15 protein-coding genes are annotated in these 21,253 nt (G+C 70.2%); 11 read left to right on the forward strand and 4 right to left on the reverse strand.

Going from position 1 to position 21,253, the window contains the following annotated elements:
* The first annotated feature begins 543 nt into the window (after positions 1-543).
* The gene (locus tag P9K36_RS00710; protein ID WP_193376710.1) at positions 544-1,062 is read left to right on the forward strand and encodes a MucR family transcriptional regulator; all 519 of its coding nucleotides are present in this window, start codon (positions 544-546) and stop codon (positions 1,060-1,062) included.
* A gap of 829 nt (positions 1,063-1,891) precedes the next feature.
* A complete protein-coding gene (locus P9K36_RS00715) occupies positions 1,892-3,067 on the forward strand; it encodes an MFS transporter (protein ID WP_043760578.1) in 1,176 nt (391 codons plus the stop codon).
* Positions 3,068-3,071: 4 nt separating this feature from the next.
* On the opposite strand, the gene P9K36_RS00720 is transcribed toward P9K36_RS00715, so the two are convergent.
* Positions 3,072-7,916, reverse strand: a complete 4,845-nt coding sequence (locus tag P9K36_RS00720; protein WP_111473165.1) for an NAD-glutamate dehydrogenase — start codon at positions 7,914-7,916, stop codon at positions 3,072-3,074.
* Between the two features lie 242 nt (positions 7,917-8,158).
* On the opposite strand from P9K36_RS00720, the gene P9K36_RS00725 reads away from it, so the two are divergent.
* From P9K36_RS00725 to P9K36_RS00740, 4 genes are all read left to right on the forward strand, one after another.
* Complete coding sequence (locus P9K36_RS00725; protein ID WP_236952810.1) at positions 8,159-8,515, forward strand: MarR family winged helix-turn-helix transcriptional regulator; 357 nt, start codon at positions 8,159-8,161, stop codon at positions 8,513-8,515.
* Positions 8,516-8,552: 37 nt separating this feature from the next.
* Complete coding sequence (locus tag P9K36_RS00730) at positions 8,553-9,839, forward strand: MFS transporter (protein WP_043356721.1); 1,287 nt, start codon at positions 8,553-8,555, stop codon at positions 9,837-9,839.
* Positions 9,840-9,926: 87 nt separating this feature from the next.
* Complete coding sequence (locus tag P9K36_RS00735) at positions 9,927-11,198, forward strand: multidrug effflux MFS transporter (RefSeq protein ID WP_052083506.1); 1,272 nt, start codon at positions 9,927-9,929, stop codon at positions 11,196-11,198.
* 75 nt (positions 11,199-11,273) lie between these two features.
* Positions 11,274-11,801 carry a DoxX family protein gene (locus P9K36_RS00740; protein WP_043754957.1) on the forward strand — a complete coding sequence of 176 codons (528 nt, stop codon included), beginning with the start codon at positions 11,274-11,276 and terminating at the stop codon, positions 11,799-11,801.
* On the opposite strand, the gene P9K36_RS00745 is transcribed toward P9K36_RS00740, so the two are convergent.
* Positions 11,802-13,250, reverse strand: a complete 1,449-nt coding sequence (locus P9K36_RS00745) for an MFS transporter (RefSeq protein WP_043760581.1) — start codon at positions 13,248-13,250, stop codon at positions 11,802-11,804. It lies immediately after the preceding gene.
* A gap of 207 nt (positions 13,251-13,457) precedes the next feature.
* On the opposite strand from P9K36_RS00745, the gene P9K36_RS00750 reads away from it, so the two are divergent.
* The 3 genes from P9K36_RS00750 (at position 13,458) to panE (ending at position 17,105) form a co-directional block, all read left to right on the forward strand.
* Positions 13,458-14,348, forward strand: coding sequence for a DUF3313 domain-containing protein (locus P9K36_RS00750; protein ID WP_043351034.1), 891 nt, complete (start codon positions 13,458-13,460; stop codon positions 14,346-14,348).
* 311 nt (positions 14,349-14,659) lie between these two features.
* On the forward strand, positions 14,660-16,153 hold the full coding sequence (gene guaB, locus P9K36_RS00755; protein ID WP_043351032.1) for an IMP dehydrogenase: 1,494 nt from the start codon (positions 14,660-14,662) through the stop codon (positions 16,151-16,153).
* 7 nt (positions 16,154-16,160) lie between these two features.
* Positions 16,161-17,105 carry a 2-dehydropantoate 2-reductase gene (panE, locus tag P9K36_RS00760; protein WP_043754961.1) on the forward strand — a complete coding sequence of 315 codons (945 nt, stop codon included), beginning with the start codon at positions 16,161-16,163 and terminating at the stop codon, positions 17,103-17,105.
* A 21-nt stretch (positions 17,106-17,126) separates the two neighbouring features.
* On the opposite strand, the gene P9K36_RS00765 is transcribed toward panE, so the two are convergent.
* A complete protein-coding gene (locus P9K36_RS00765; protein ID WP_164706329.1) occupies positions 17,127-17,300 on the reverse strand; it encodes a hypothetical protein in 174 nt (57 codons plus the stop codon).
* A 212-nt stretch (positions 17,301-17,512) separates the two neighbouring features.
* Here P9K36_RS00765 and P9K36_RS00770 point away from each other — a divergent pair, with 212 nt between their 5' ends.
* Both P9K36_RS00770 and P9K36_RS00775 read left to right on the forward strand, forming a co-directional pair.
* On the forward strand, positions 17,513-18,814 hold the full coding sequence (locus P9K36_RS00770) for an RsmB/NOP family class I SAM-dependent RNA methyltransferase (RefSeq protein ID WP_043760582.1): 1,302 nt from the start codon (positions 17,513-17,515) through the stop codon (positions 18,812-18,814).
* A 116-nt stretch (positions 18,815-18,930) separates the two neighbouring features.
* Positions 18,931-19,944, forward strand: coding sequence for an alpha/beta hydrolase (locus P9K36_RS00775; protein WP_043760583.1), 1,014 nt, complete (start codon positions 18,931-18,933; stop codon positions 19,942-19,944).
* Between the two features lie 4 nt (positions 19,945-19,948).
* Here P9K36_RS00775 and P9K36_RS00780 read toward each other — a convergent pair whose 3' ends face one another.
* A complete protein-coding gene (locus P9K36_RS00780; RefSeq protein WP_278307333.1) occupies positions 19,949-21,187 on the reverse strand; it encodes a peptide ABC transporter permease in 1,239 nt (412 codons plus the stop codon).
* Between the last annotated feature and the right edge of the window lie 66 nt (positions 21,188-21,253).

Below are 21,253 nucleotides of genomic sequence, written 5' to 3' on the forward strand. Positions count from 1 at the left end.
CGCCCGTCGTGTCCCCGCCGAGCGAGCTGCGTCCTGAATCGCGGGTCAGGCCGTCAGGGATGCTCCGCTTGAGGGCTGGCAGGCCGTTCGGCGCCGCCTCCTGCCCGATGCCGGGATTGTCGGGCTGACCCGTGACGGGACTCGTCGCGTCGAAGCGTTGAGCCAGCGCCGGCGTCGCGAGCGTTAAGCTCAGCGCCGCGACGGCCAGCCGCGAGTTCTGCCGTTTCCGCCGGTCAGCCGCCGTCCGCACCTGATCCCGGTCTCCGCCCACATCTCCGGCACCGAAGTCCGAAGGTCATCGATCATGCCGCCCAGAAACGGGTCGCCGGCATGGTTAACGAACCCTAGCGACGGCATGGTTAATGCCCGGTCAACGACGGCATCGCCCTGACATCCCCTGGCATCCCCCTGGCATCGACGCCGAGCGGTTTCGATCTCTCCGCGCCTCCGCAATTATGATTGAGATTTTTTGTATACTCTGCTATCGTTATGATGAATTCGATCGCATCCGACCTGGATTGATCGACTTGGTGATTTGTACTCATGGAGTTTATCGTGAGTGACAGCGCAGCTAACGAGCACAGCCCGTCGGTCGATCTCACGGTAGATATCGTGGCGGCTTATGTGTCGAACAATTCCGTGCCGGCTTCGGAGCTTCCCGGGTTGATTGGCGGCATCCATGCGGCATTGAGTGGTTTGACAACTCAAAGTCGTGCCGCGAATTCGCCCGTTGAAAAGATGAGCCCGTCCCAGATCCGCAAGTCGGTCACGGCGGATCATATCATCAGCTTCGAGGACGGGAAGCCGTACAAGACGCTTCGCCGTCACCTTACGTTGCGAGGTCTGACGCCCGAGGCCTACCGTGAGAAGTGGGGCTTGCCGCGGGACTATCCCATGACCGCTGCAAGCTACTCCGCCCAACGCTCCGAGCTGGCTCGGGCTCTGGGCCTCGGGCAGCAGCGCCGCAAGAACGTCGGGGCGCCAGCGCCAGCGCCGACACCGGAAGCCGTGGTCGCGCCTGCTTCCAAGCCGCGCGGACGGAAAAAGGTCGTGGCGGAGTAGTCGGCCGAATCGACGGAAACGATCCATTGCGATCAATGTGTCGGGCGATGACACAAGACTACTGAGCGGCTTGCCGCACAGATTACCTCGCTCGATTGGCTGGGTGGAGTCTTGCCTTCTGCGCTGGCGTGGCTCCGCTGGGCCGGCGACTTCGACTCTCGATGTCCGCCGGTGCCACTTAGGCTCAGGCACGATGGATCTCGTGGCCCGGATCGCTCAGTCACGTCGGACGCGTCCCGCAGCTCGGGCGGCCCCCGCGGCCAGGACCCGTCTACCTACCTGACTTGCGATGCTGACGTCTGCGAAGACAGTGTTGTAATGACCTCGGCTCAACGAGGCGGTGTCGTTGCTTCGACACTGCCTCGGTTCAGGCCTACTTGGCCTCCATCGTCTTTAAGCCGATCCCACCGATCGATTGCCGCGGCCGCACTCGGGGGTGGTCTCCGGTCACGCCGCGACTTCTGGCCTCGCAAGACAGGCGCCGGGGCGCCGGACGAGGCAATCTCCACTTCACGTTCCGACGGACGCCTAGGCCAAGCGCGGCGCTGGGCTGGCGCTGTCTCGACCTGATCGAAGGCGGCTCCGGCCATCCGGAAGCTCGCGGCGCGGGTGAGCCGCAGGTGCGGCATCCCAGCCGCAGCGACCCGTGTTCGCGCGCCCCCGTCCACCGGGAACTCCCTGCTCCTCCGCTCCGGCCAGGCCGATCTGCACCGGCGGGCTCTCTGCGCGTCGCGCAAGTGTGCGCCGCGTCAACGGCGCTATCCAATCGCTGACGCGCTGCGATGCTGCTCTGCACCATCGGATCTTGCCCGTGCCGAAGGACTTTGCCGTGCTGCCTCTGCCGATCCTCGCCCTTGCCGTCGCCTCGTTTGGGATCGGCACCACCGAGTTCGTCATCATGGGCCTGCTCCCGGAGGTGGCGCAGAGCTTCGGTGTCACCATCCCGCAGGCCGGCTATCTGGTGTCGGGCTATGCCATGGGCGTGGTCGTGGGGGCGCCGATCGTGGCGATCGCCACCGCGGGCCTGCCGCGCAAGACCGCGCTTCTCGCGCTGATGGCCGTGTTCCTGGCAGGGAATCTCGGCTGCGCGTTGGCACCGAGCTACGCCTTGCTGATGACGGCGCGCGTCCTGACCGCCTTCGCCCACGGCGCGTTCTTCGGAATCGGCGCGGTGGTGGCGCGGGACCTCGTGCCGCGAGAGAGGCGCACGCAGGCGGTCTCGCTAATGTTCGCCGGCCTGACGCTTGCCAACGTTCTGGGTGTGCCCCTTGGGACCGCCCTCGGCCAGGTCGCGGGATGGCGGTCGACCTTCTGGGCGGTGGTGGCGATCGGCCTCGCGGCGGGCCTCGCGATCCAGCTCTGTGTGCCCACCGGCCTTCCGGGAACGCATGGCCGTCTCGCCAGCGAGTTCAGGGCGCTCGGCCGCTGGCCGGTCTTGCGGCCGATGTTGATCTCGACCCTGTCATCGGTGAGCTTCTTCACCGTATTCACCTACATCACACCGTTCCTGACCGGGGTGTCCGGCTTCTCTCCGCGTGGCGTGACGGGTGTGCTGTTTTCGGCCGGACTGGGCCTGACCATCGGCAACCTCGCCGGCGGTCATCTTGCCGATCGGAGTCCGATGGCGACGATCATCGGCAGCTTCCTCGGCATCGTGGCCGCCTTGCTGGCCCTGGCGGCCGTCGCGCACGATCCCGTTCTGACCGTTCCCGTGATGGTCCTCTGGTCAGGACTCGTCTTCGCGCTGGTTTCGCCGCTGCAGATCTGGGTTGTCGAAGCCGCGACCGATGCGCCGAACCTCGCCTCCACGCTCAACCAGGGCGCATTCAACCTCGGCAATGCCGTTGGCGCCTGGATCGGTGGTACCGCTCTGACCCTCGGCGCGAGCTACCGCGAGCTTCCGTTGATCGCCGCGGCGATGTCCCTCGCCGGGCTCGGCCTGGTCCTCACCGCGGTCAGCCGCCGTCGCCACGAAGTTGCGTCGGCTTCCGTGCCCGGGGCCTGAACAATCAGTCGGCCCGAACGAGGTCGCCCAGCAGGCTGGCGGCCACGGTCGCCTTGGAGACGGTGAGGCCGGACGCACCGATTGCGTCCACCGCGTCGCGGATCCGGGCCAGCGGAGCGCCGCGCGCCTTCACCCAAGCCTCCACCGCGTCGGGGCCCGCGCCCAGATCCGCCACCACCTCGGCGGTGAGTTTGCGATGGGCGGCGGCGATGCCGGCGACCGCGCGCTCCAGCGCGACGCGGTCGAACGTGTCGGCCACCGGCACAGTCCGCGCCGCGGCCGCCAGATCGTCGAGCCGGAAGGCATGCTCCAGGGCGAAATGGGTCGCGGCCACCTCCGCGACCGGTCGGCCACTCGCCTCTGCGACGCGGACGACATCGGGTGCGGATCCGAGCGCGGTGAGTGAGGCCAGCCGCCGGGCCTGGGCCGGGGCCATGCCGTGCCCCGTTAGTTCCGCCTCGCGGGCGTCGATGGCTGCGCGGGCCTCATCCCCGAGCACCTCGGGCAGCGCCGCCTCGACGGCGGCAATGCCGTCCCGGTAGCGGGCGACCATGGGGGCGAGCCCTCCGCTCAGATCGAGGTTGCGGATGAACCAGACGATCCGGTTCAGCAGCAGATCCTGCACCTCCGCATAGAGATCGAGCTGCTCCCGCCCCGAAACGCGGCCCGCCAGACCGTCGATGGCAAGGTTCAGCTCCATCAGCCCGAAGGCGTCCCGGGTCATCGCGTAGGCCTTGGCGATGATCGCGGCGTCGGCGCCGGTGCCGTCCACGAGCCGTGTCACCAGCGAGGGCCCGCCGCGGTTGACGATGATGTTGGCGAGCGCCGTGGCGATGATCTCGCGGCGCAAGCGGTGTGCCTTCACGGCGTCCGGGAAGCGCTCGCGCAGGGCCTTCGGGAAGTAGCGCTGCAGCTCCCGGTCGAAATAGGGATCGTTCGGCACGGTGCTGTCGAGGATGGCGTCGTGCAGAGACAGCTTCGCGTAGGCGAGCAGCACCGCGTATTCCGGCCGGGTCAGGCCCTCGTTCCGGCGCATGCGTTCGGCGAGCGTCGCGTCGTCGGGAAGAAACTCCACCGTCCGGTCGAGGCGGCCTTCCGCCTCCAGCGCCTGCATGGTCCGCACGGCGAAGCCGGTCTCGCCGAGTCCGCCGCGCTGGGCGAGCGACAGGGCGAGCGTCTGCAACTCGTTGTTGCGGAGGACCAGACGTCCGACCTCGTCGGTCATGTCGGCGAGCAGGGCGTTGCGCGCCTCGTAGCTCAGCCGGCCGTCCCGCTCCGGCGTCATGAGGGCGATCTTGATGTTCACCTCGACATCCGAGGTGTTCACGCCGGCGGAGTTGTCGATGGCGTCGGTGTTCAGCCGGACGCCCGCGCGCGCCGCCTCGATTCGTCCGCGCTGCGTCAGGCCGAGATTGGCACCTTCGCCGACGACCTTCGCGCGCAGCTCCGCCCCGGTGATCCGGACGGCGTCGTTGGCGCGATCGCCGGCATCCTCGTCGGTCTCGGTGGTCGCGCGAACATAGGTTCCGATACCGCCGAACCACAGGAGGTCGGCCGGCGCCCGCAGGATCGCCTGCATCAGTTCGGTTGGCGTCGCCTCGGCGCGGTCGAAACCGAGGGCGGCCCGGACCGCCGCGGAGAGCGGGACCGTCTTCAGGCTGCGCGAGAACACGCCGCCGCCCTCCGAGATCAGGCTCTTGTCGTAATCCGCCCAGGAGGACCGCCCCAGATCGAACAGCCGCCGCCGCTCGACGAAGCTCGTGGCCGCATCCGGGGCCGGATCGAGAAAGATGTCGCGGTGATCGAAGGCGGCGATGAGGCGGATGCTCTTCGAGAGCAGCATGCCGTTGCCGAACACGTCCCCCGACATGTCGCCGACGCCGACCGTGGCGATCGGATCGGTCTGCACGTCCACGTCGATCTCGCGGAAATGCCGGCGCACGGCCTCCCAGGCGCCGCGGGCAGTGATGCCCATGCCCTTGTGGTCGTAGCCCTGGCTGCCGCCGGACGCGAAGGCGTCACCCAGCCAGTGACCCTTCTCGAGGGAAAGCGCGTTGGCGATGTCCGAAAACGTGGCGGTGCCCTTGTCGGCGGCGACCACGAGATAGGCGTCATCGGGATCGTGCCGCACCGTGTCCGGCGGCGGCACGATGGCGTTGTCGACGATGTTGTCGGTGAGTTCCAGGAGGGTCCGGATGAAGATCCGGTAGCTCTCGGTGCCCTCCTGCATCCAGGCGGCGCGGTCTGACGCCGGAGGCAGGCGCTTGGGGAAGAAGCCGCCCTTGGCGCCCACCGGCACGATCACGGCGTTCTTCACCTGCTGAGCCTTCACCAGCCCGAGGATTTCGGTGCGGAAATCCTCCGGCCGGTCAGACCAGCGCAGGCCGCCGCGGGCGACATAGCCGAAGCGCAGGTGCACGCCCTCGACGCGGGGGGCGTAGACGAAAATCTCGAAGAGGGGCCTCGGCAGCGGCATCGCCGTCACCCGGGCGCAGGCGAACTTGAAGCTGATCGTCTCGCGGGGATGGCCGTCGGCACCCCTCTGGAAGAAGTTGGTCCGCACCGCGGCCTCGACGAGGTTCACAAACCGGCGCAGGATCCGGTCGTCGTCGAGGCTGGTGACCTCGGCGAGCGCGGTCTCGATGCCGGCGCGTATCTCGGCCTCTCGGGCGGCCCTGTCGCCGACGAGTGCCGGATCGAACCGGGCGCGGAACAAGGCGACGATGTCCCGCGTGATCCCGGCATGCCGGCTCAGCGTACCGGCGAGATAGTCCTGTCCGTACCGGATGCGCAGCTGACGCAGGTAGCGACCGAGCGCCCGGAGGAGGGCGGCCTCCCGCCAGGGGAGGGCGGCTTCGAGGACGAGGCGGTTGTAGCCATCGGATTCCGCGGTTCCGTCGGCGATGGCGAGCATCGCAGTCTCGAGAGGCCGTTCCAGGGCGTCGAGATCGATCGCGACACCGGTGGCGCGCTCGATCAGCATGTCGTGCAGCCAGATTCGGGCGCCGTCTTCGACCCCTGTCGGCACGACCCGATAGGTGCGCTCGTTGATGACGCGGAAGCCGAGATTCTCCAGGCCGGGCACCCGGTCGGACAACGCGATGGCGGCGCCCCGCGAGAAGACCTTCAGCCGGACCTGCGCGGCCGAGTCGCTCTGTCGGCGGCCGAGCTGCACGGCCCGCGGCTGGCTGTCGCCGAGGCGCTCGAGGATCGCCACGTCGGCGACTGCGACCTCCGGCTGGAAATTGTCCCGGTAGGCGGCCGAGAACGCGTCGCCGTAGCGGGCGGCCAGCATGCGCGCCTGGTCGCCGCCGTGAGCCTCCGCGAGCGCCTCGCGCAATGCGTCGCCCCAGGTCCGGACCAGGGCGGTGATGCCGGCTTCGAGGGCCGCTGGGTCCTGCTCCGGGCTGCCCGTGTCGGACAGGCCGATGATGTAGTGGATCCGGGCGAGGGAGCCCTCCGGATAGTCCGGGTGGGCGGCACTCAGCCGGCCGCCATAGGCCTCGGCGAGGTAGGTGCCGATCCGGCCTCGTACCGCAGAATCGTAGCGGTCCTTCGGAACGTAGACGAGGAGCGACACGAAGCGGCCGAACCGGTCCGGGCGCGAGAGCACGCGCACCCGCGGCCTGTCGGCCAGGGCTGCGATGGCCAGGGTGAACCGGTAGAGCCGCTCGATGTCGATCTGGAACAGATCGTCGCGCGGATAGCTCTCCAGTACCGCGAGGAGGCTTCGCCCGGCATGGCTCGTCGGGTCGAGACCGGCGCGCTGGACCACCGCCTCCACCTTCCGGCGCAGGACCGGAACCTCGCGGGCGGGGCTGGTATAGGCCGACGCTGTGAACAGGCCGACGATCCGCACCTCACCGGACAGCTTCCCGAGCCCGGAGAAGAGCTTGACGCCCACATAGTCCAGGAAGGCCGAGCGGTGGACGCGGGATTTCACACTCGCCTTCGTGATGATGAGGGGCTGCGGCTCCTCCAGGAAGGCGAGAATCTCGGGGGTGTAGTCCACGGGGGTCCGGCCCCGGCGCAGGGGCGTGGCGCCGGGATCGCGCAGCACGCCGAGGCTCGACCCCTCGACCAGGGGATGCCCCTCACCGTCGATACCGTGCTGCTGCATGCCGAGGAGCAGGAACTGGCCCTCTGTCAGCCACTCCAGAAAAGCGCGTGCTTCCTCGGTCTCGCTTTCGGGCATCGGCGTCGGGGCGCGGCCGAGATCGGTCGCGAGTTCCGCCACGCGCGCCAGCATGGCGTCGTGATCGTCGGTCGCCAGAGCGACGTCCCGGTAGACCGCCGCGAGGGCGTCCAGCAGCCGCTCGCCGGCCTCGGCCGCCAGCCGGTCGAGGTGGATGTGGATGAAGCTCTCGCGCGCCAGGCTGCCCTGGGCATCGGCCGTCGTTTCGCCGACGACCCGTATCAGACCGCCGCCGCCATCCCGCTCGATGCCGAGAATCGGGTGCGCGACGAGGTGCGGGGACAGGCCCTGCTCGGTCAGTTCGGCGAGGGTCGAGTCGAGGAGGAAGGGCCGGTTGTCGTTGACGACTTCGAGGATCGTCATCTCGCGCGCCCGGCCACCGCGGACGAGGGCCCCTTCGCTGAGGCGCAACCGCGCCGGTTCACCGGGCCGGCGCGGCTCAGCCAGGAAGGCACGGGCGCGCGCGGCGAGATCGGCGAGAGTCCCCGCGTCGTAGGAGGCCAGATCCTCCGGTGTCACGCGGCCGAACAGGTCGCGCACGAAGCCGCCCGGTCCGCCCTGCTCGGTCACGATGTCGGCGGCCGCCTCGATCAGTCCCGTTCGGGCCGTCTTCTGCTCCGAGGAAGACAAGGCCGTGGCGGTTTCGAGTGTCATCGCGCGTCTCCCGAACCGGGTCACTCATCCAAGCGATAGCAGCGTCTTCCGCCGTGTCGATGACACCCCCGCCGGTTTGCCGGCCCGCCAGTATCGATCGGCGCAAACCGTCAGGCTCACCGCAGATGCGCCTTGCCGCCGACGAGAAGGGTGTATATGCACATATTATGGCCGACATTCATTCCGGCGATGGTCCTCAAGAGCTCTGCACCTGCTCAGCCCTGCGGCGGGCGACACGGGCGGTGACCACGACCTACGACGCCGCGTTGCGGCCGGTGGGCTTGCGCGTGACGCAGTTCGCGATCCTGCGCCTGCTGCAGCGGCTCGGACCGACGCCGGTGACGCGACTTGCCGCGGAGGCGGCCCTGGAGCGGACCACGATGGGCCGCAACCTCGATCCGCTGGAGCGTCGCGGCCTCGTGCGAATCGCGCCCGGCGCGGCCGACGCCCGCGAACGCGTGGTCGTGCTGACCGAGGCCGGCGGCGAGGCGATCGCGGCGGCGACGCCGTACTGGCGCGACGCCCAGGCGCGCATCAACGCGCGGGTCGAGCCAGCGGCCGTGGCTGCCCTCGCCGACGCCCTGACCTCCGTCTCCTGACCGATCCGCCGCAATCCGCCCTTTCCAGAGGCCGTTCATGTCCGTCATCGCCGACACGCACGCCAAGCCGCCGCTGCATTATGCCTGGATCATCGCCGCGGTGACCTTCCTGGTGCTGCTTGTCGGCGCCGGCGTCCGAGCCACCCCGAGCGTGTTGATCGTGCCGTGGGAGCGGGAATTCGGCTGGACCGCGGCGACGATCGGCGTCGGTATCGCGCTCAACATCTTCCTCTACGGGATGATCGGGCCCTTCGCGGTCGCCATCATCGAGCGGTTCGGGCTGCGGCGCTGCATCTGTGGCGCGCTCCTCATCCTGGCGCTCGGCACCGCCGCAACGAGCCTCATGACCGCGCCCTGGCAGATGGTGCTGCTGTGGGGCATCGTCGTCGGGTCGGGCTCCGGCATGGTCGCCAACGTCCTCGGCGCCACCGTGGCGGGACGCTGGTTCGCCAAGCGGCGCGGTCTCGTGCTCGGCATGCTGACGGCGAGCAGCGCCACCGGGCAGCTCGTCTTCCTGCCGATGCTCGCCTCCCTCGCGGTCGGCCAGGGCTGGCGCTCGGTCTCCCTGGTGGTCGCGGCCGCGACCCTGGCCCTGATCCCGTTGGTGGCCCTGCTGATGCGGGATCGCCCGGCCGATCTCGGCCTGCCCCGCTACGGCGAGACCGTGGTGACGCCGACGCCGGTCCTCACCGAGAATCCGGCCCTGCGGGCGCTGCGCGGCCTGCGGATCGGACTGCGCTCCCGGGATTTCTGGCTGCTCGCCGGCACGTTCTTCATCTGCGGCGCCTCTACCAACGGCCTGGTCGGCACGCATCTGATCCCGGCCTGTATCGATCACGGCATCGCCGAAGTGACGGCTGCCGGCCTGTTGGCCCTCATGGGGATCTGCGACCTGATCGGCACCACGGCTTCGGGCTGGCTCACCGACCGGTTCGACTCGCGCAAGCTGCTCGCGTGGTATTACGGCCTGCGCGGCCTCTCGCTGATCTTTCTGCCCTATTCCTTCGACTTCAGCTTCTACGGCCTGTCCCTCTTCGCGGTGTTCTACGGGCTCGACTGGATCGCCACCGTGCCACCCACCGTGCAGCTGGCCGGCAAGTCGTTCGGCGAAGAGAACGCGGCCCTGATGTTCGGCTGGATCGCGGCAGCTCACCAGATCGGTGCGGCTTCCGCAGCCTGGCTCGGCGGGATGATCCGCACCGAGAGCGGCACCTATTTCGGCGCCTTCATCTCGGCCGGCCTGCTCTGCCTCGTCGCCGCTCTCATGGCGACCTTCGTGGGCCGCAAGCCGGCCGCGCCGGCCCTGCATCCGCTGCCGGCCTGAACTGCGCGGGGTGAGCGCGGTCGTCATAAGTGTGCCGCGAAGGAGGAGCCCTGATCGGCTCCTCCCAGCGCATCCCGAGAGCCCGTTTTGACAGTCGCGATCCGGCCCCTGCCGCCGGTCCAGGAGGTCCGGACCCCGCGCCCCTGGTCCGGACCGGGATTTGCCGAGTTCGTCGCCATCATCGCGCTGATGATGGCGGTGACGGCCATCTCGATCGACAATCTGTTGCCGGCCTTCCCGGCCATCGAGGCGCGGTTCGGAGTGCCGGATCCGAACCGGCTGCAACTCCTCGTCTACGTCTACATGATCGGCTTCGGCTTCGCGCAGATCGTCTACGGACCGGTCTCCGATGCCCTCGGGCGGCGCCCGGTGCTGCTCGCGAGCCTCGCCGTCTACGTGGTCGGCTGCGGGCTCGCGATGATGGCGCCGAGCTTCGGCTGGCTGCTGGCCGCGCGGATCATCCAGGGCATCGGTGCAGCCGGCGGGCGCGTTCTCTCGGTGGCGATCGTGCGCGACCGCTTCGCCGGCCGGGAGATGGCGAGCGTGATGTCGTTCACCATGATGGTGTTCCTGATCGTCCCGATGATCGCACCGGCGATCGGCGGCATGATGCTGGCGCTGGGCTCCTGGGTCTATGTCTTCGTCTCGATGCTGATCCTGGCCTTCTGGCTGACCGTCTGGTTCTCCCTGCGCATGCCCGAGACGCTGCACCCGGAATACCGCCGGCCGCTCTCGCCCGCCGCCACCTGGGAGGCGATCCGCCTGACCCTGAAGACCCGCGTCGCCGTCGGTTATGCCACCGCGCTCGGCCTGATGACCGGGTGCATCATGGGCTACGTCGGCTCGGCCCAGCAGCTGTTCGACACCGGCCTGTATCACCTCGGCCCGCTCTTTCCCCTGGCCTTCGGGCTCGTGGCCGGCGCCATGGGCGTCGCGACGCTGATCAACGCCCGCGTCGTCCGGCGGCTCGGGATGCGGGCGATGTCGCACAGTGGCGTCATCGCCTTCACGTTGGTGGGGCTCGTGCAGATCGCCGCCGGGCTCGCCTATCACGGGCATCCGCCGCTCGCGCTGTTCCTGTCGATCCTGGCGGTCAACCAGTTCCTGATCAGCTTCGCGATGCCGAACTTCAACGCGCTCGCGCTCGAGCCGCTCGGGGCCATCGCCGGCACGGCCTCGTCGTTCCTCGGCTTCTACACGACGATCCTGGGCGCCTTCTGCGGCTTCCTGATCGGACAGGCCTTCGACGGCAGCGTCATGCCGGTGGCTGTCGGCTATGCGAGCCTCGGTGCATTGTCGTTGCTCGTGGTGGCCTGGACGGAGCGCGGCCGGCTGTTCCGCGGCGGTGTCGGCGGCTGATCCGGACGCCTTAACGCGGTCTTCAGCGGGAAGGCGTCAAGCTCCACGCCTGATCCCAGCCGACCGGACCCGCCCATGCTTGCCCGCGCCCAGGACGGAACCCTCCTCGCTGCGCGTCTGCTGCTCGCCGCCGCGCTCCTGCCGACCGGCATCGCGCGGGCGCTCAACGTCTCGGGCTTCGCGCTGACGCTTGCCGGCGCCGGCATGCCCTTCCCGAACGGTGTCGCCACGGCCGCCGTCGTGGTGCAGGTCTTCGGCCCGCTGGCGCTCATCCTCGGCGTGCTGCCGCGGCTGACCGGTCTGGCGCTCGCCGTCTTCGCCGCCGTGACGGCCTTCGTGCTCCACCCGTTCTGGCACTACGTCGGACCCGCCGCGATCGCCGAGCGCACGCTGATGCTCGCCGATCTCGGTCTCGCGGGCGGATTCCTCATGTACGCCCTGAGCGGCCCGGGCGCCCTGAGCTGGCAGGGCTGGCGTGCCGGAAACCGCGCCCCGCCGCCGAGCCCGAAGCCCGCGTCCGCGAAGGCGTCCGGCAAGGCCGCCGCGTCGCGGGGCGGAGGCAAGCGGGCGGCCGGGCGCCCGCCCGCCCGGGCTGCCGCCTGATCAGCCGTGGCGGGGCCTCATCTCGGCGGTCGCGGACGGCGACGGCGCGACCGTCTTGCGCCCGGAGATCTCCGCGCCGGCATCGTGCGACAAATTGCGGAACGCCAGCACGGAGGCTGCCGAGATCACCGCCACGGCGAAGAAAGCCGGCCCGAAATCCGCGGCCGTGATCTGCGTTCGGCCATGCCAATGGGCCGTTCCTTCCAGGGCCAGCGCGCCGAGCGTCACGCCGAGGCTCAGCGACAATTGCTGGCAGACGCTGGCGAAGCTCGTGGCCGCGCTCATCTCGCGCGATTCGAGGTCGGCATATGCGATGGCGTTGATGCAGGTGAACTGGATCGAGCGCGCGCAGCCGCCGATGAACAGCAGGCCCACCATGATCCAGTGCGGCGTCTGCGCCGTGTAGAACCCGTTCACCGCCAGAAAGGCCGACGCCAGCACGGCGTTCCAGACCATCAGCGCGCGGAATCCGGTGCGGCGCAGGATCCGCGGACCCAGGGTCTTCACGAACATCGCGCCGGCTGCCGCCGCGAAGGTGATCAGGCCGGACTGCAGGGCATCGAGGCCGAAGCCGACCTGCAGCATCAGCGGCAGCAGGAACGGGATCGCGCCGGTGCCGATCCGGAACAGGCTGCCGCCGAGCACGGCGACGCGGAAGGTCGGCCGCTGCATCAGGTCGAGGCGCACGATCGGGTGGGCGATGCGCCTGGCATGCGCCCAGTAGAGCGGCAGCAGGATCGCGCCCGCTGCGAGGCAGCCCCAGGAGATCGTGGCCGGCAGCAGATGTCGGCCCAGCGAGGCCAGCCCGAGCATCAGCGCCGCCAGCCCGGTGCCGAGCAGGGCGAAGCCGAGCAGGTCGAGGGGCGGCCGTTCCGCCTCGCGGATGTCCTCGAAGTACAGGCTCGCCAGCACGATCCCGGCACAGCCGATCGGCAGGTTGATGAAGAAGATCCACCGCCAGTCGAACCATGTCGTGATCAGGCCGCCGACCGGCGGACCCAGTACCGGGCCGACGAGAGCCGGAAAGGTGAGATAGGCGAGGGCGGTGACGAGCTGCGATTTCGGCACGCTGCGCAGGACCACGAGCCGCCCGACCGGCACCATCATGGCGCCGCCCATTCCCTGGAGGAACCGCGCGGCGACGAACCACGCGAGCCCGTTCGCGGCCGCACAGGCCAGCGAGCCCGCCATGAACACCACGAGGGCCGCGCGGAACACGGTCCGCGACCCGTAGCGGTCGGCCATCCAGCCGCTCACCGGGATGAAGATCGCGAGGCTGACCAGATAGGAGGTCAGCGCGAGCTTGAGGGCGATCGGGTCCTCTTGAAGACTCGCCGCGATGCTCGGGAGCGCCGTGGCGATCACCGTGGAATCGGTGTTCTCCATGAACAGGGCGGTAGCGACCGTCAGCGGGACGATCCAGAGCGGTCTTTGAGCGGTCGCAGGCATCACACAGCAGACGCGTGTCGCACCGCCGCGGTTGCACGGCAGCGCGGCCACCTCGCACCCTCGTGTTTCGCGAATGTATCCATCGTGCAACAGAGGTTGAGCCGCGGCGCGGAGCCACCTTTTTTGCGGGTGCGCCAATGGCTAAGTTTCCATCACGCGTCCGTGAGGCCGCTCCAGCCGGCCCGGGGCCGGCGCGCGAGGATTTCGATGCAGCCCAGCCCCAGCAAGGTCCGCTCCGTGGCGCGGATCGCCGCCGGCGTCGCCCTTCTCTCGATGGTCGCCGCCTGCGGCACCGTCCTGCTCAACGATCGCGGCTCGCTGACGCGCTACGACCGGCTGAAGTCCAGCGATCAGGTCGCGTCGGCCTCGCGGATCTACGTCGACCGGCCCGCGCTGGCGAAGGCGCGCACGGTCCGCATCATCCCGACGGCGTTCCACGCCGACGTCTCCGGTGCGGCGCCCCTGACCGCGGCCGAGCGCCGGCTCATCGCGAACGCCGCCGACCGGGCGCTCTGCTATGACCTGTCGCTGAAGTACGACATCGTCACCAGCCGCGACGCGGATCTGACCGTGCGCGCGCAGGTGACCCGCGTCGATCCGACGGATCTCCTCGGCGCCGGCGCGACCATCGCGGGCTCGGCGGGCGTGACCGTGGCCTCGCAGCTGGGTCTCAGCTTCGCGGAAGGGGTCGGGCGCGTGCCGATCCCGCGGGTGCCGATCGGGCTCGGGAGCCTGACCGTCGAGGCCGAGGCTCTGGACCGGCGTCGCGAGCAGCGGGCCGCCATGGTCTGGGGCGGAGCGGCGAATTCCTTCACCAGCCAGCCGCGCTTCTCCCGCGCCAGCGACGCCTACGACCTCGCCGGCGAGTTCGGCCAGGATTTCGGCTACATGCTGGCGACCGGCGAGGACCCGTTCACGGCCCCCAACACGCTGCCGACCTGGGACCGGATCCGCGTCACGACGCTCGGTGAGGCGCCGCTGGACCCCGATTGCGAGGCCTTCGGCCGCGCGCCCGGCATCGACGGCATGCTCGGCGATTATATCGGCCTGCCGCCCGAATATACCGACAAGGGGCCGGCCACGCCGGCCATGCGCTAGGGCGCACGTCGCCAACCCGGTCTTCGCGGGCGAAGCAATCCACGACGGCGCCACACGCGAAGGCGCCGCACTGCGTTGCTTGGCTTCATCCGAGACGAAGGGCGGCTAACGGTTGCGATCAACCGTCGCGGGGACTGCGCGCACCGCCCCGCGACCCGACCGGACGTGGATAAGCCGCGAGCCCTGCGTGTTTTCGGGTTGCGACGCGTCGCGCGCGCATTGGCGCAGTCGCGGAGCCCGTGATACTGGCACTTGCCAACCCGATCCCGCAGCGCGATCCCTGCGCGCCCCCGTCCGAGGAAAGTTGGCACATGGCCCGAGTAGAAACCGCATCGATCATCGAGGGCCTCACCTTCGACGATGTGCTCCTGCGGCCCGCCGCCTCCTCGGTGATGCCCACAGAAGTGAACGTGGCCTCCCGGCTCACCCGCACGATCCCCCTGAACCTGCCGATCCTGGCCTCGGCCATGGACACGGTGACGGAAGCCCCGATGGCCATCGCCATGGCGGCCAATGGCGGCATGGGTGTCATCCACCGCAACCTGGAGCCGCCGGAGCAGGCCGAGCAGGTCCGCCTCGTCAAGAAGTACGAGTCCGGCATGGTGATGAATCCCATCACCATCCATCCCGACGAGACGCTGGCCGACGCCTTCGAGGTGATGAAGCTCAATCGGATCTCCGGAATTCCGGTGGTCGAGCGCGGCCCGAACGGTTCGCGGGGCAAGCTCGTCGGCATCCTCACCAATCGCGACGTCCGCTTCGCGACGAATTCGGCCCAGCCGGTTGCCGAGCTCATGACCCGCGACCGCCTGATCACGGTCCGCGAGGGCGTGACCCAGGACGAGGCCAAGCGCCTGCTCCACCAGTTCCGGATCGAGAAGCTGCTGGTCGTCGACGACCATTACCGGTGCATCGGCCTGATCACCGTCAAGGATATCGAGAAGCGGGTCGCCTACCCGCACGCCGTCAAGGACGAGCAGGGTCGCCTGCGGGTCGCCGCCGCCACGACGACCGGTGACAGCGGCTTCGAGCGGGCCGAGCGCCTGATTGACGCCGGCTGCGACGTCATCGTGGTCGACACCGCCCACGGCCACTCGATCAAGGTGCTCGACGCCGTCGCCCGGGTGAAGCAGCTCTCGAACGCCGTGCAGGTCATCGCCGGCAACGTGGCGACGCGGGACGGCGCCAAGGCGTTGATCGATGCCGGCGCGGACGCCATCAAGGTCGGCATCGGGCCGGGCTCGATCTGCACCACCCGCATCGTCGCGGGCGTCGGCGTGCCGCAGCTCACCGCCCTGATGGAGGCCGTCGAGGCCGCCAGCGAGGCCGGCATTCCGGTCATCGCCGACGGCGGCATCAAGTACTCGGGCGACCTCGCCAAGGCGATCGCGGCCGGTGCCTCTGTGGCGATGCTCGGCTCGCTGCTCGCCGGCACCGACGAGGCGCCGGGCGAGGTGTTCCTCTACCAGGGCCGCTCGTACAAGTCGTACCGGGGCATGGGCTCGGTGGGCGCCATGGCCCGCGGCTCGGCCGATCGCTACTTCCAGGCCGAGGTGAACGACACCCACAAGCTCGTGCCGGAGGGCATCGAGGGGCAGGTCCCCTACAAGGGCCCCGTGGGCAACGTCCTGCACCAGCTCGCCGGCGGCCTGCGCGCCGCCATGGGCTATGTCGGCGGCGCCACGATCCCCGAGTTCCAGGAGCGGGCGCAGTTCATCCGCATCACCAATGCCGGACTGCGCGAGAGCCACGTCCACGACGTGACGATCACCCGCGAGAGCCCGAACTATCCGTCGCGGACCTGAGGGACCGATGCGCACGCTGATCGTCGGGGCCGGCGCGACCGGCGGCTATTACGGGGCGCGCCTCGCCGAGGCGGGGGCCGACGTGACCTTCCTGGTCCGGCCGGCCCGGGCGGCGAAGCTCGCCGCGGACGGCCTGAACGTCCGCTCCCCGCTCGGCGACCTGCACCTGCCCGATCCGCCCACCGTGACGGCCGACCGTCTGGTCGAGGCCGGGCGTTTCGACCTGATCCTGTTGTCCTGCAAGGCCTACGACCTCGACAGCGCCATCTCGGATCTGGCGCCGGCGGTGGGGGCGGACACGGCGATCCTGCCTGTGCTGAACGGCATGTCGCATCTCGACGCGCTCGACGCCCGGTTCGGCGCCGAGCGCGTGCTTGGCGGCTCCTGCGCCATCGCGGCGACGGTCGCGCCGGACGGTGCGATCCGCCACATGAGCGAATTGTGCAGCATCACCTACGGCGAGCGGGACGGGTCGCGCTCGGCGCGGATCGAGGCCGTCGACGCCATGATGCGCGGCCTGAAGTTCCAGCCGCGCCTGAGCGACGTGATCCTGCAGGAGATGTGGGAGAAATGGGTGTTCCTGGCGACGCTCGCCGGAGCGACCACGCTTATGCGCGCCGCGGTCGGCGACATCGTGGCGGCGCCCGAGGGGACCGCCCTGATCGAAGCGCTCCATGCCGAATGCACGATCGTGGCCGCATCGAGCGGCTTCGAGCCGCGCGCCATCGTGGCCGAGCGGGCGCGGGCGCAGCTGACGGCGGCCGGATCCACCTTCACGGCCTCGATGCTGCGCGACATCGAGAGCAAGGGTCGGATCGAGGCGGATCACGTGATCGGCGATCTGATCGCCCGCGGCCAGCGGCTTGCGCCGGAGGTTTCGTTCCCGGTCCTGACCGCGGTCTATACCGGCCTCAAGGCTTACGAGGCTCGGCGGGTGCGGGAAACGGCCTGAGCCGCGCCCCGCGCTGACGTCTCAGTAGCGGCCGGGGGGCGGCGCGGGCGGCGTGCCGTATTCCAGCTGCGTCTTGGCATCGACCCGTGGACGCGGCGGCGGCGTCAGGTCCGGCTGTGCGGCGGGGGCGCTCGCGCAGGCGGCGAGGGAGGCGGTCACCAGGGCCGCGAGGGCGACGCGTACAATGGACGTCATGGGCTGAGGTACTCCCGGTATGCGCCCGGCGGCGGACCACACTGGTCCGGGACGGGCGGATGCCATACGACACGTGGCGGCCCGCACGGCGGCCCAACCGCGGCACGATCTGCGCCCTGAAGGTGCAGGAAGCTCGGCCGTATCGTGGCGGCATCGTGGGCCAAGCGTGGCCGTTTCGCGTCGTCGCCGACTCATTCCGGAGGATCCGACCCCTGACTCCCGCCGCTCGCTGCTCCGCCGCCATCGAAGTCCTGACCGATATCGCCGAGCGTCGCCGGCCGGCCGCCGACGCCCTCAAGGACTGGGGCCTCGCCCATCGTTTCGCCGGTTCGGGTGACCGTGCGGGCATCGCCAGCCTCGTCTACGATGCTCTGCGGCGCCGGGCTTCGGCGGCCTGGATCATGGGCGCGGAGACGCCGCGCGCCATCCTGATCGGCACGCTGCGACTCCAGCAGGGCCTCGCCGCCGCTTCGGTGGCGGCGTTGTTCACCGGGGAGCGTTTCGCGCCCGCACCCCTCAGCGACGACGAGCGCGCGCGCCTCGACGGTGGGACGCTGCACGACGCTCCTCCCGAAGTCGCGGGCGACGCCCCGGCCTTCGTGCTTCCGGATCTTGCGGCCACGCTCGGCGACGACCTCGTCCCGGAGCTGAAGGCACTGGCGCGGCGGGCCCCCCTCGATATCCGGGTGAACGCCCTGCGCGGCGACCGCGACGCGGTGTTGCCGGCGCTGGCGGCCTTCGATGCCGCGCCGACACCCCACGCGCCGGCGGGTCTGCGCATTCCGATCGGTGCCGATGGGCGCGGTCCGGCGCTGCACGTGGAGGCGGAGTTCCTGGACGGCTGGTACGAGATCCAGGACGAAGGATCGCAGCTCGCCGCACTCCTGGCCGCCCCCCGGGCCGGCGAGATCATCGTCGACCTATGCGCCGGCGGTGGCGGCAAGACCCTGGCCCTGGCGGCCGAGACCCGGAACGAGGCCCGACTGATCGCCACCGATGGCGATCCACGCCGGCTCGCGCCGATCCACGAACGCCTGCGCCGGTCCGGCGCGGTGGCCGAGGTGCGGACCCCGCGGAGCGGCAAGGCACGGGCCGACATGCTGGAGGATCTCGACGGTAAAGTCGATCGGGTCGTGGTCGATGCGCCCTGCACCGGATCCGGGACGTGGCGCCGGAATCCGGACGCCAAATGGCGCCTGCGGCCGGGAAGCCTCGCGCTGCGCACCGCCGAACAGGCGCAGGTCCTGGACCGGGCGGCGCGGCTCGTCAGGCCCGGCGGCCGGATCGTCTACATCACCTGCTCGCTGCTGTCGGCGGAGAACGACGCAGCCGTGTCCGGTTTGCTCTCGCGCTGGCGCGGTCGCTTCGACGTCGTCCCGGCGGAGGAGGTGCTGGCGGCAGGACCGGATTCGCTCCGGGCGGCGGTGCGGAGAACCGCTCACGGGATCCAGATGAGCCCGCTTCGGACCGGGACCGACGGTTTCTATGTCGCGATCATCGCGCGCAAGGCCTGACGCGCGCGGACATGACGGAACCGACGGCGGTTGCCGGGGCGTTTGACCCGCGCTCCTTAGGGAGTCGGGACCGCCGACGAGCGGCCCCGTGCGCGGCTTGATCAGAGGGGATGCCCTTGCGGCTCGACCGCCGTTTCCTGCTCGCGGGCCTCGGAAGCGTCCTGGGCCTTCGCACCGCCCGCGCGGAGGTCCCCGGGGAGACGGCGCCCCAGCCGGCGCCGCACGAGGCGGTCCGGGCGCTTCCGCGCTCCCTGCCCGGCGCGGATCTGCAGGTGATCGATCTGTGGCCCGGCGAAGCGCCCGGCGGCGGCGACGGGCCGAAGGCGGACGGTTACCGCTACGTCGAGGGCCGATTCGGGGACATCACCCGGGTGTCGCGGCCCTGTTTGCTGGTCATGCGACCGGCCAATCCGAACGGCGCCGCCATGATCGTCGCCGCGGGTGGCGGATACGAGTTCATCTCGCTCGGCAACGAGGGCGTGCCGGTCGGACGGGTCCTGAACGCCGCCGGGATCACGGTCTTCCTCCTCGTCTACCGACTGCCGGCGGAGGGCTGGGGTTCGGGACCGGACGCGCCGCGGCAGGACGCCCAACGCGCCCTGCGGCTCGTCCGGGCGCGCGGCGCGGAGTTCGGCATCGATCCCGGCAGGGTCGGCGTCCTCGGGTTCTCGGCGGGCGGCCACCTGATGGGCGAAACCGCGGTGGGCAGCGCCCGGGACCTGTACGCGGGCGTCGACACCGCCGATGCCCTGCCGATCCGGCCGGCGCTGGCCGGGCTGATCTACCCGGTCATCACCATGCGCAAGCCGTTCGACCGGACCGCGACCCGCCGCATCCTGGTCGGCGACGACGTCACCCCCGACGAGATGAAGACCTACTCGGTGGACCTGCAGGTCGGGCCCGAGACGCCGCCGACCTTCCTGGTTCAGGCCATCGACGATCCCATCGCCGTGGCCGACCATCCGCTGCTGATGTTCTCGGCCCTGCGGAAGGCGCGGGTTCCGGCCGAGTTGCACCTGTTCGAGCGCGGCGGCCACGGGTTCGGCCTCGGTGCGCCCGGTACCCCCGTGGCGGCGTGGCCCGGCCTGTTCCTGGCCTGGATCCGCCTGCACGGCTTCCTGCGCGCCTGACCGCTTACTCCTCGCGGGCCTGGATCCTGGGCAGCTTGGCCACCTTCGGCCGGCTGGTTCGGAACTGACCTCGCTCCACAGCGACGAAGACCACGATGGCGATGGCGACGGTCGTCAGCCACCACACCGCCGTCAGCCCCACGCTCAGGCAGGCCACCGTGAAGGCGGCCGCGAAGCAGCCCATCGCCCCCGGCACCAGGGCCGGCCCGTCCCGCCCAGCCCGCCGAATCGATGCATACAGGGCGAAGGCGGCGGCCAGCGCACCGACGATCCCGAGCTCGTACCAGAACTCGAACAACGCCGTGGTCGGAGCATTGGCCGGCAGGAGGCCGACCAGGCGGCCGCGCAGGGCCGTCTCGAAGCCGTGCCCGGTGATCAGCCGCACCGGATCGGCGGCCACCACCTTCTGCCAGCTCTTCAGCGACAGCACGGCGGGCGCGAGCGGCCCCATGAGGGCGGCGCCCACCGGCCGCGCCAGGAAGGGCAGAAGCGGCGCAGCCGCGAGGAGAGCCGCCGAGAGGACGGCGGTGAGCATCACGCCCAACCGCGGCCGGTAGCTCGTCACCGCGAAGGCGACGGCGCCGACCGACAGTGCGGCGATCTGGGTCCCGTCCGGCTGGACCGTCAGGGCGAGGGCGACCAGCAGCGCGAGGCCGAGCGCCTCCCGGTCTCGGCGCCGGGATCGCAGCCATGCGAGCGCGGGCCAGAGCAGAAGGATCAGCAGGACGAGGCCGCGATCCAGCGCGCCGTTATCCTCGACACCGGACGGCGCCATGTGGGCGCCGAACAACCCGAGCATGATCGCCACGATCCCGCCTGCCACGACGCCGAGGGGCAGGAGGTAGAGATTCGCCGAACGCATCCGGTCTGGGAGCGCGAGATAGCCGAGGAGGGCGAGGCCGATCGTGGCGCCCAGATTGGCCAGCCGCTCCAGGGCCGGCCCGAGGAACGGGGTCCACGTCAGCGAAAGAGCCGACCACAGGACCACCAGCATCCCGGCCAGGAAGGCCGGAGCGGTCAGGAGGCGGTAGGTCGCCGGGCGCACCGGACGCTGGCGCCGGTCGATGACGCTCGCGATGATCAGCAGGATCACGGCGATCGGTGCGAGGATCACCGAGGCGCGGCGGGCGACCTGCGCCAGGACCGGGAGAACCACGAACAGACCGAAGAAGCCGATGCGCCGCAGCAAGGCTGCGGCGTCGAGCGCCGGATCGATGGTGGTGGAGGTCGACGCGCGCGGCATCATGCGCCTTCTTCCGGACCGGGACGGCCGGATCCCTGCTCGATACGCAAGGCTCGCGCAAGCTGC

It is taken from the genome of Methylobacterium sp. 391_Methyba4 (assembly GCF_029691625.1).
Taxonomy (GTDB): Bacteria; Pseudomonadota; Alphaproteobacteria; order Rhizobiales; family Beijerinckiaceae; genus Methylobacterium; species Methylobacterium fujisawaense.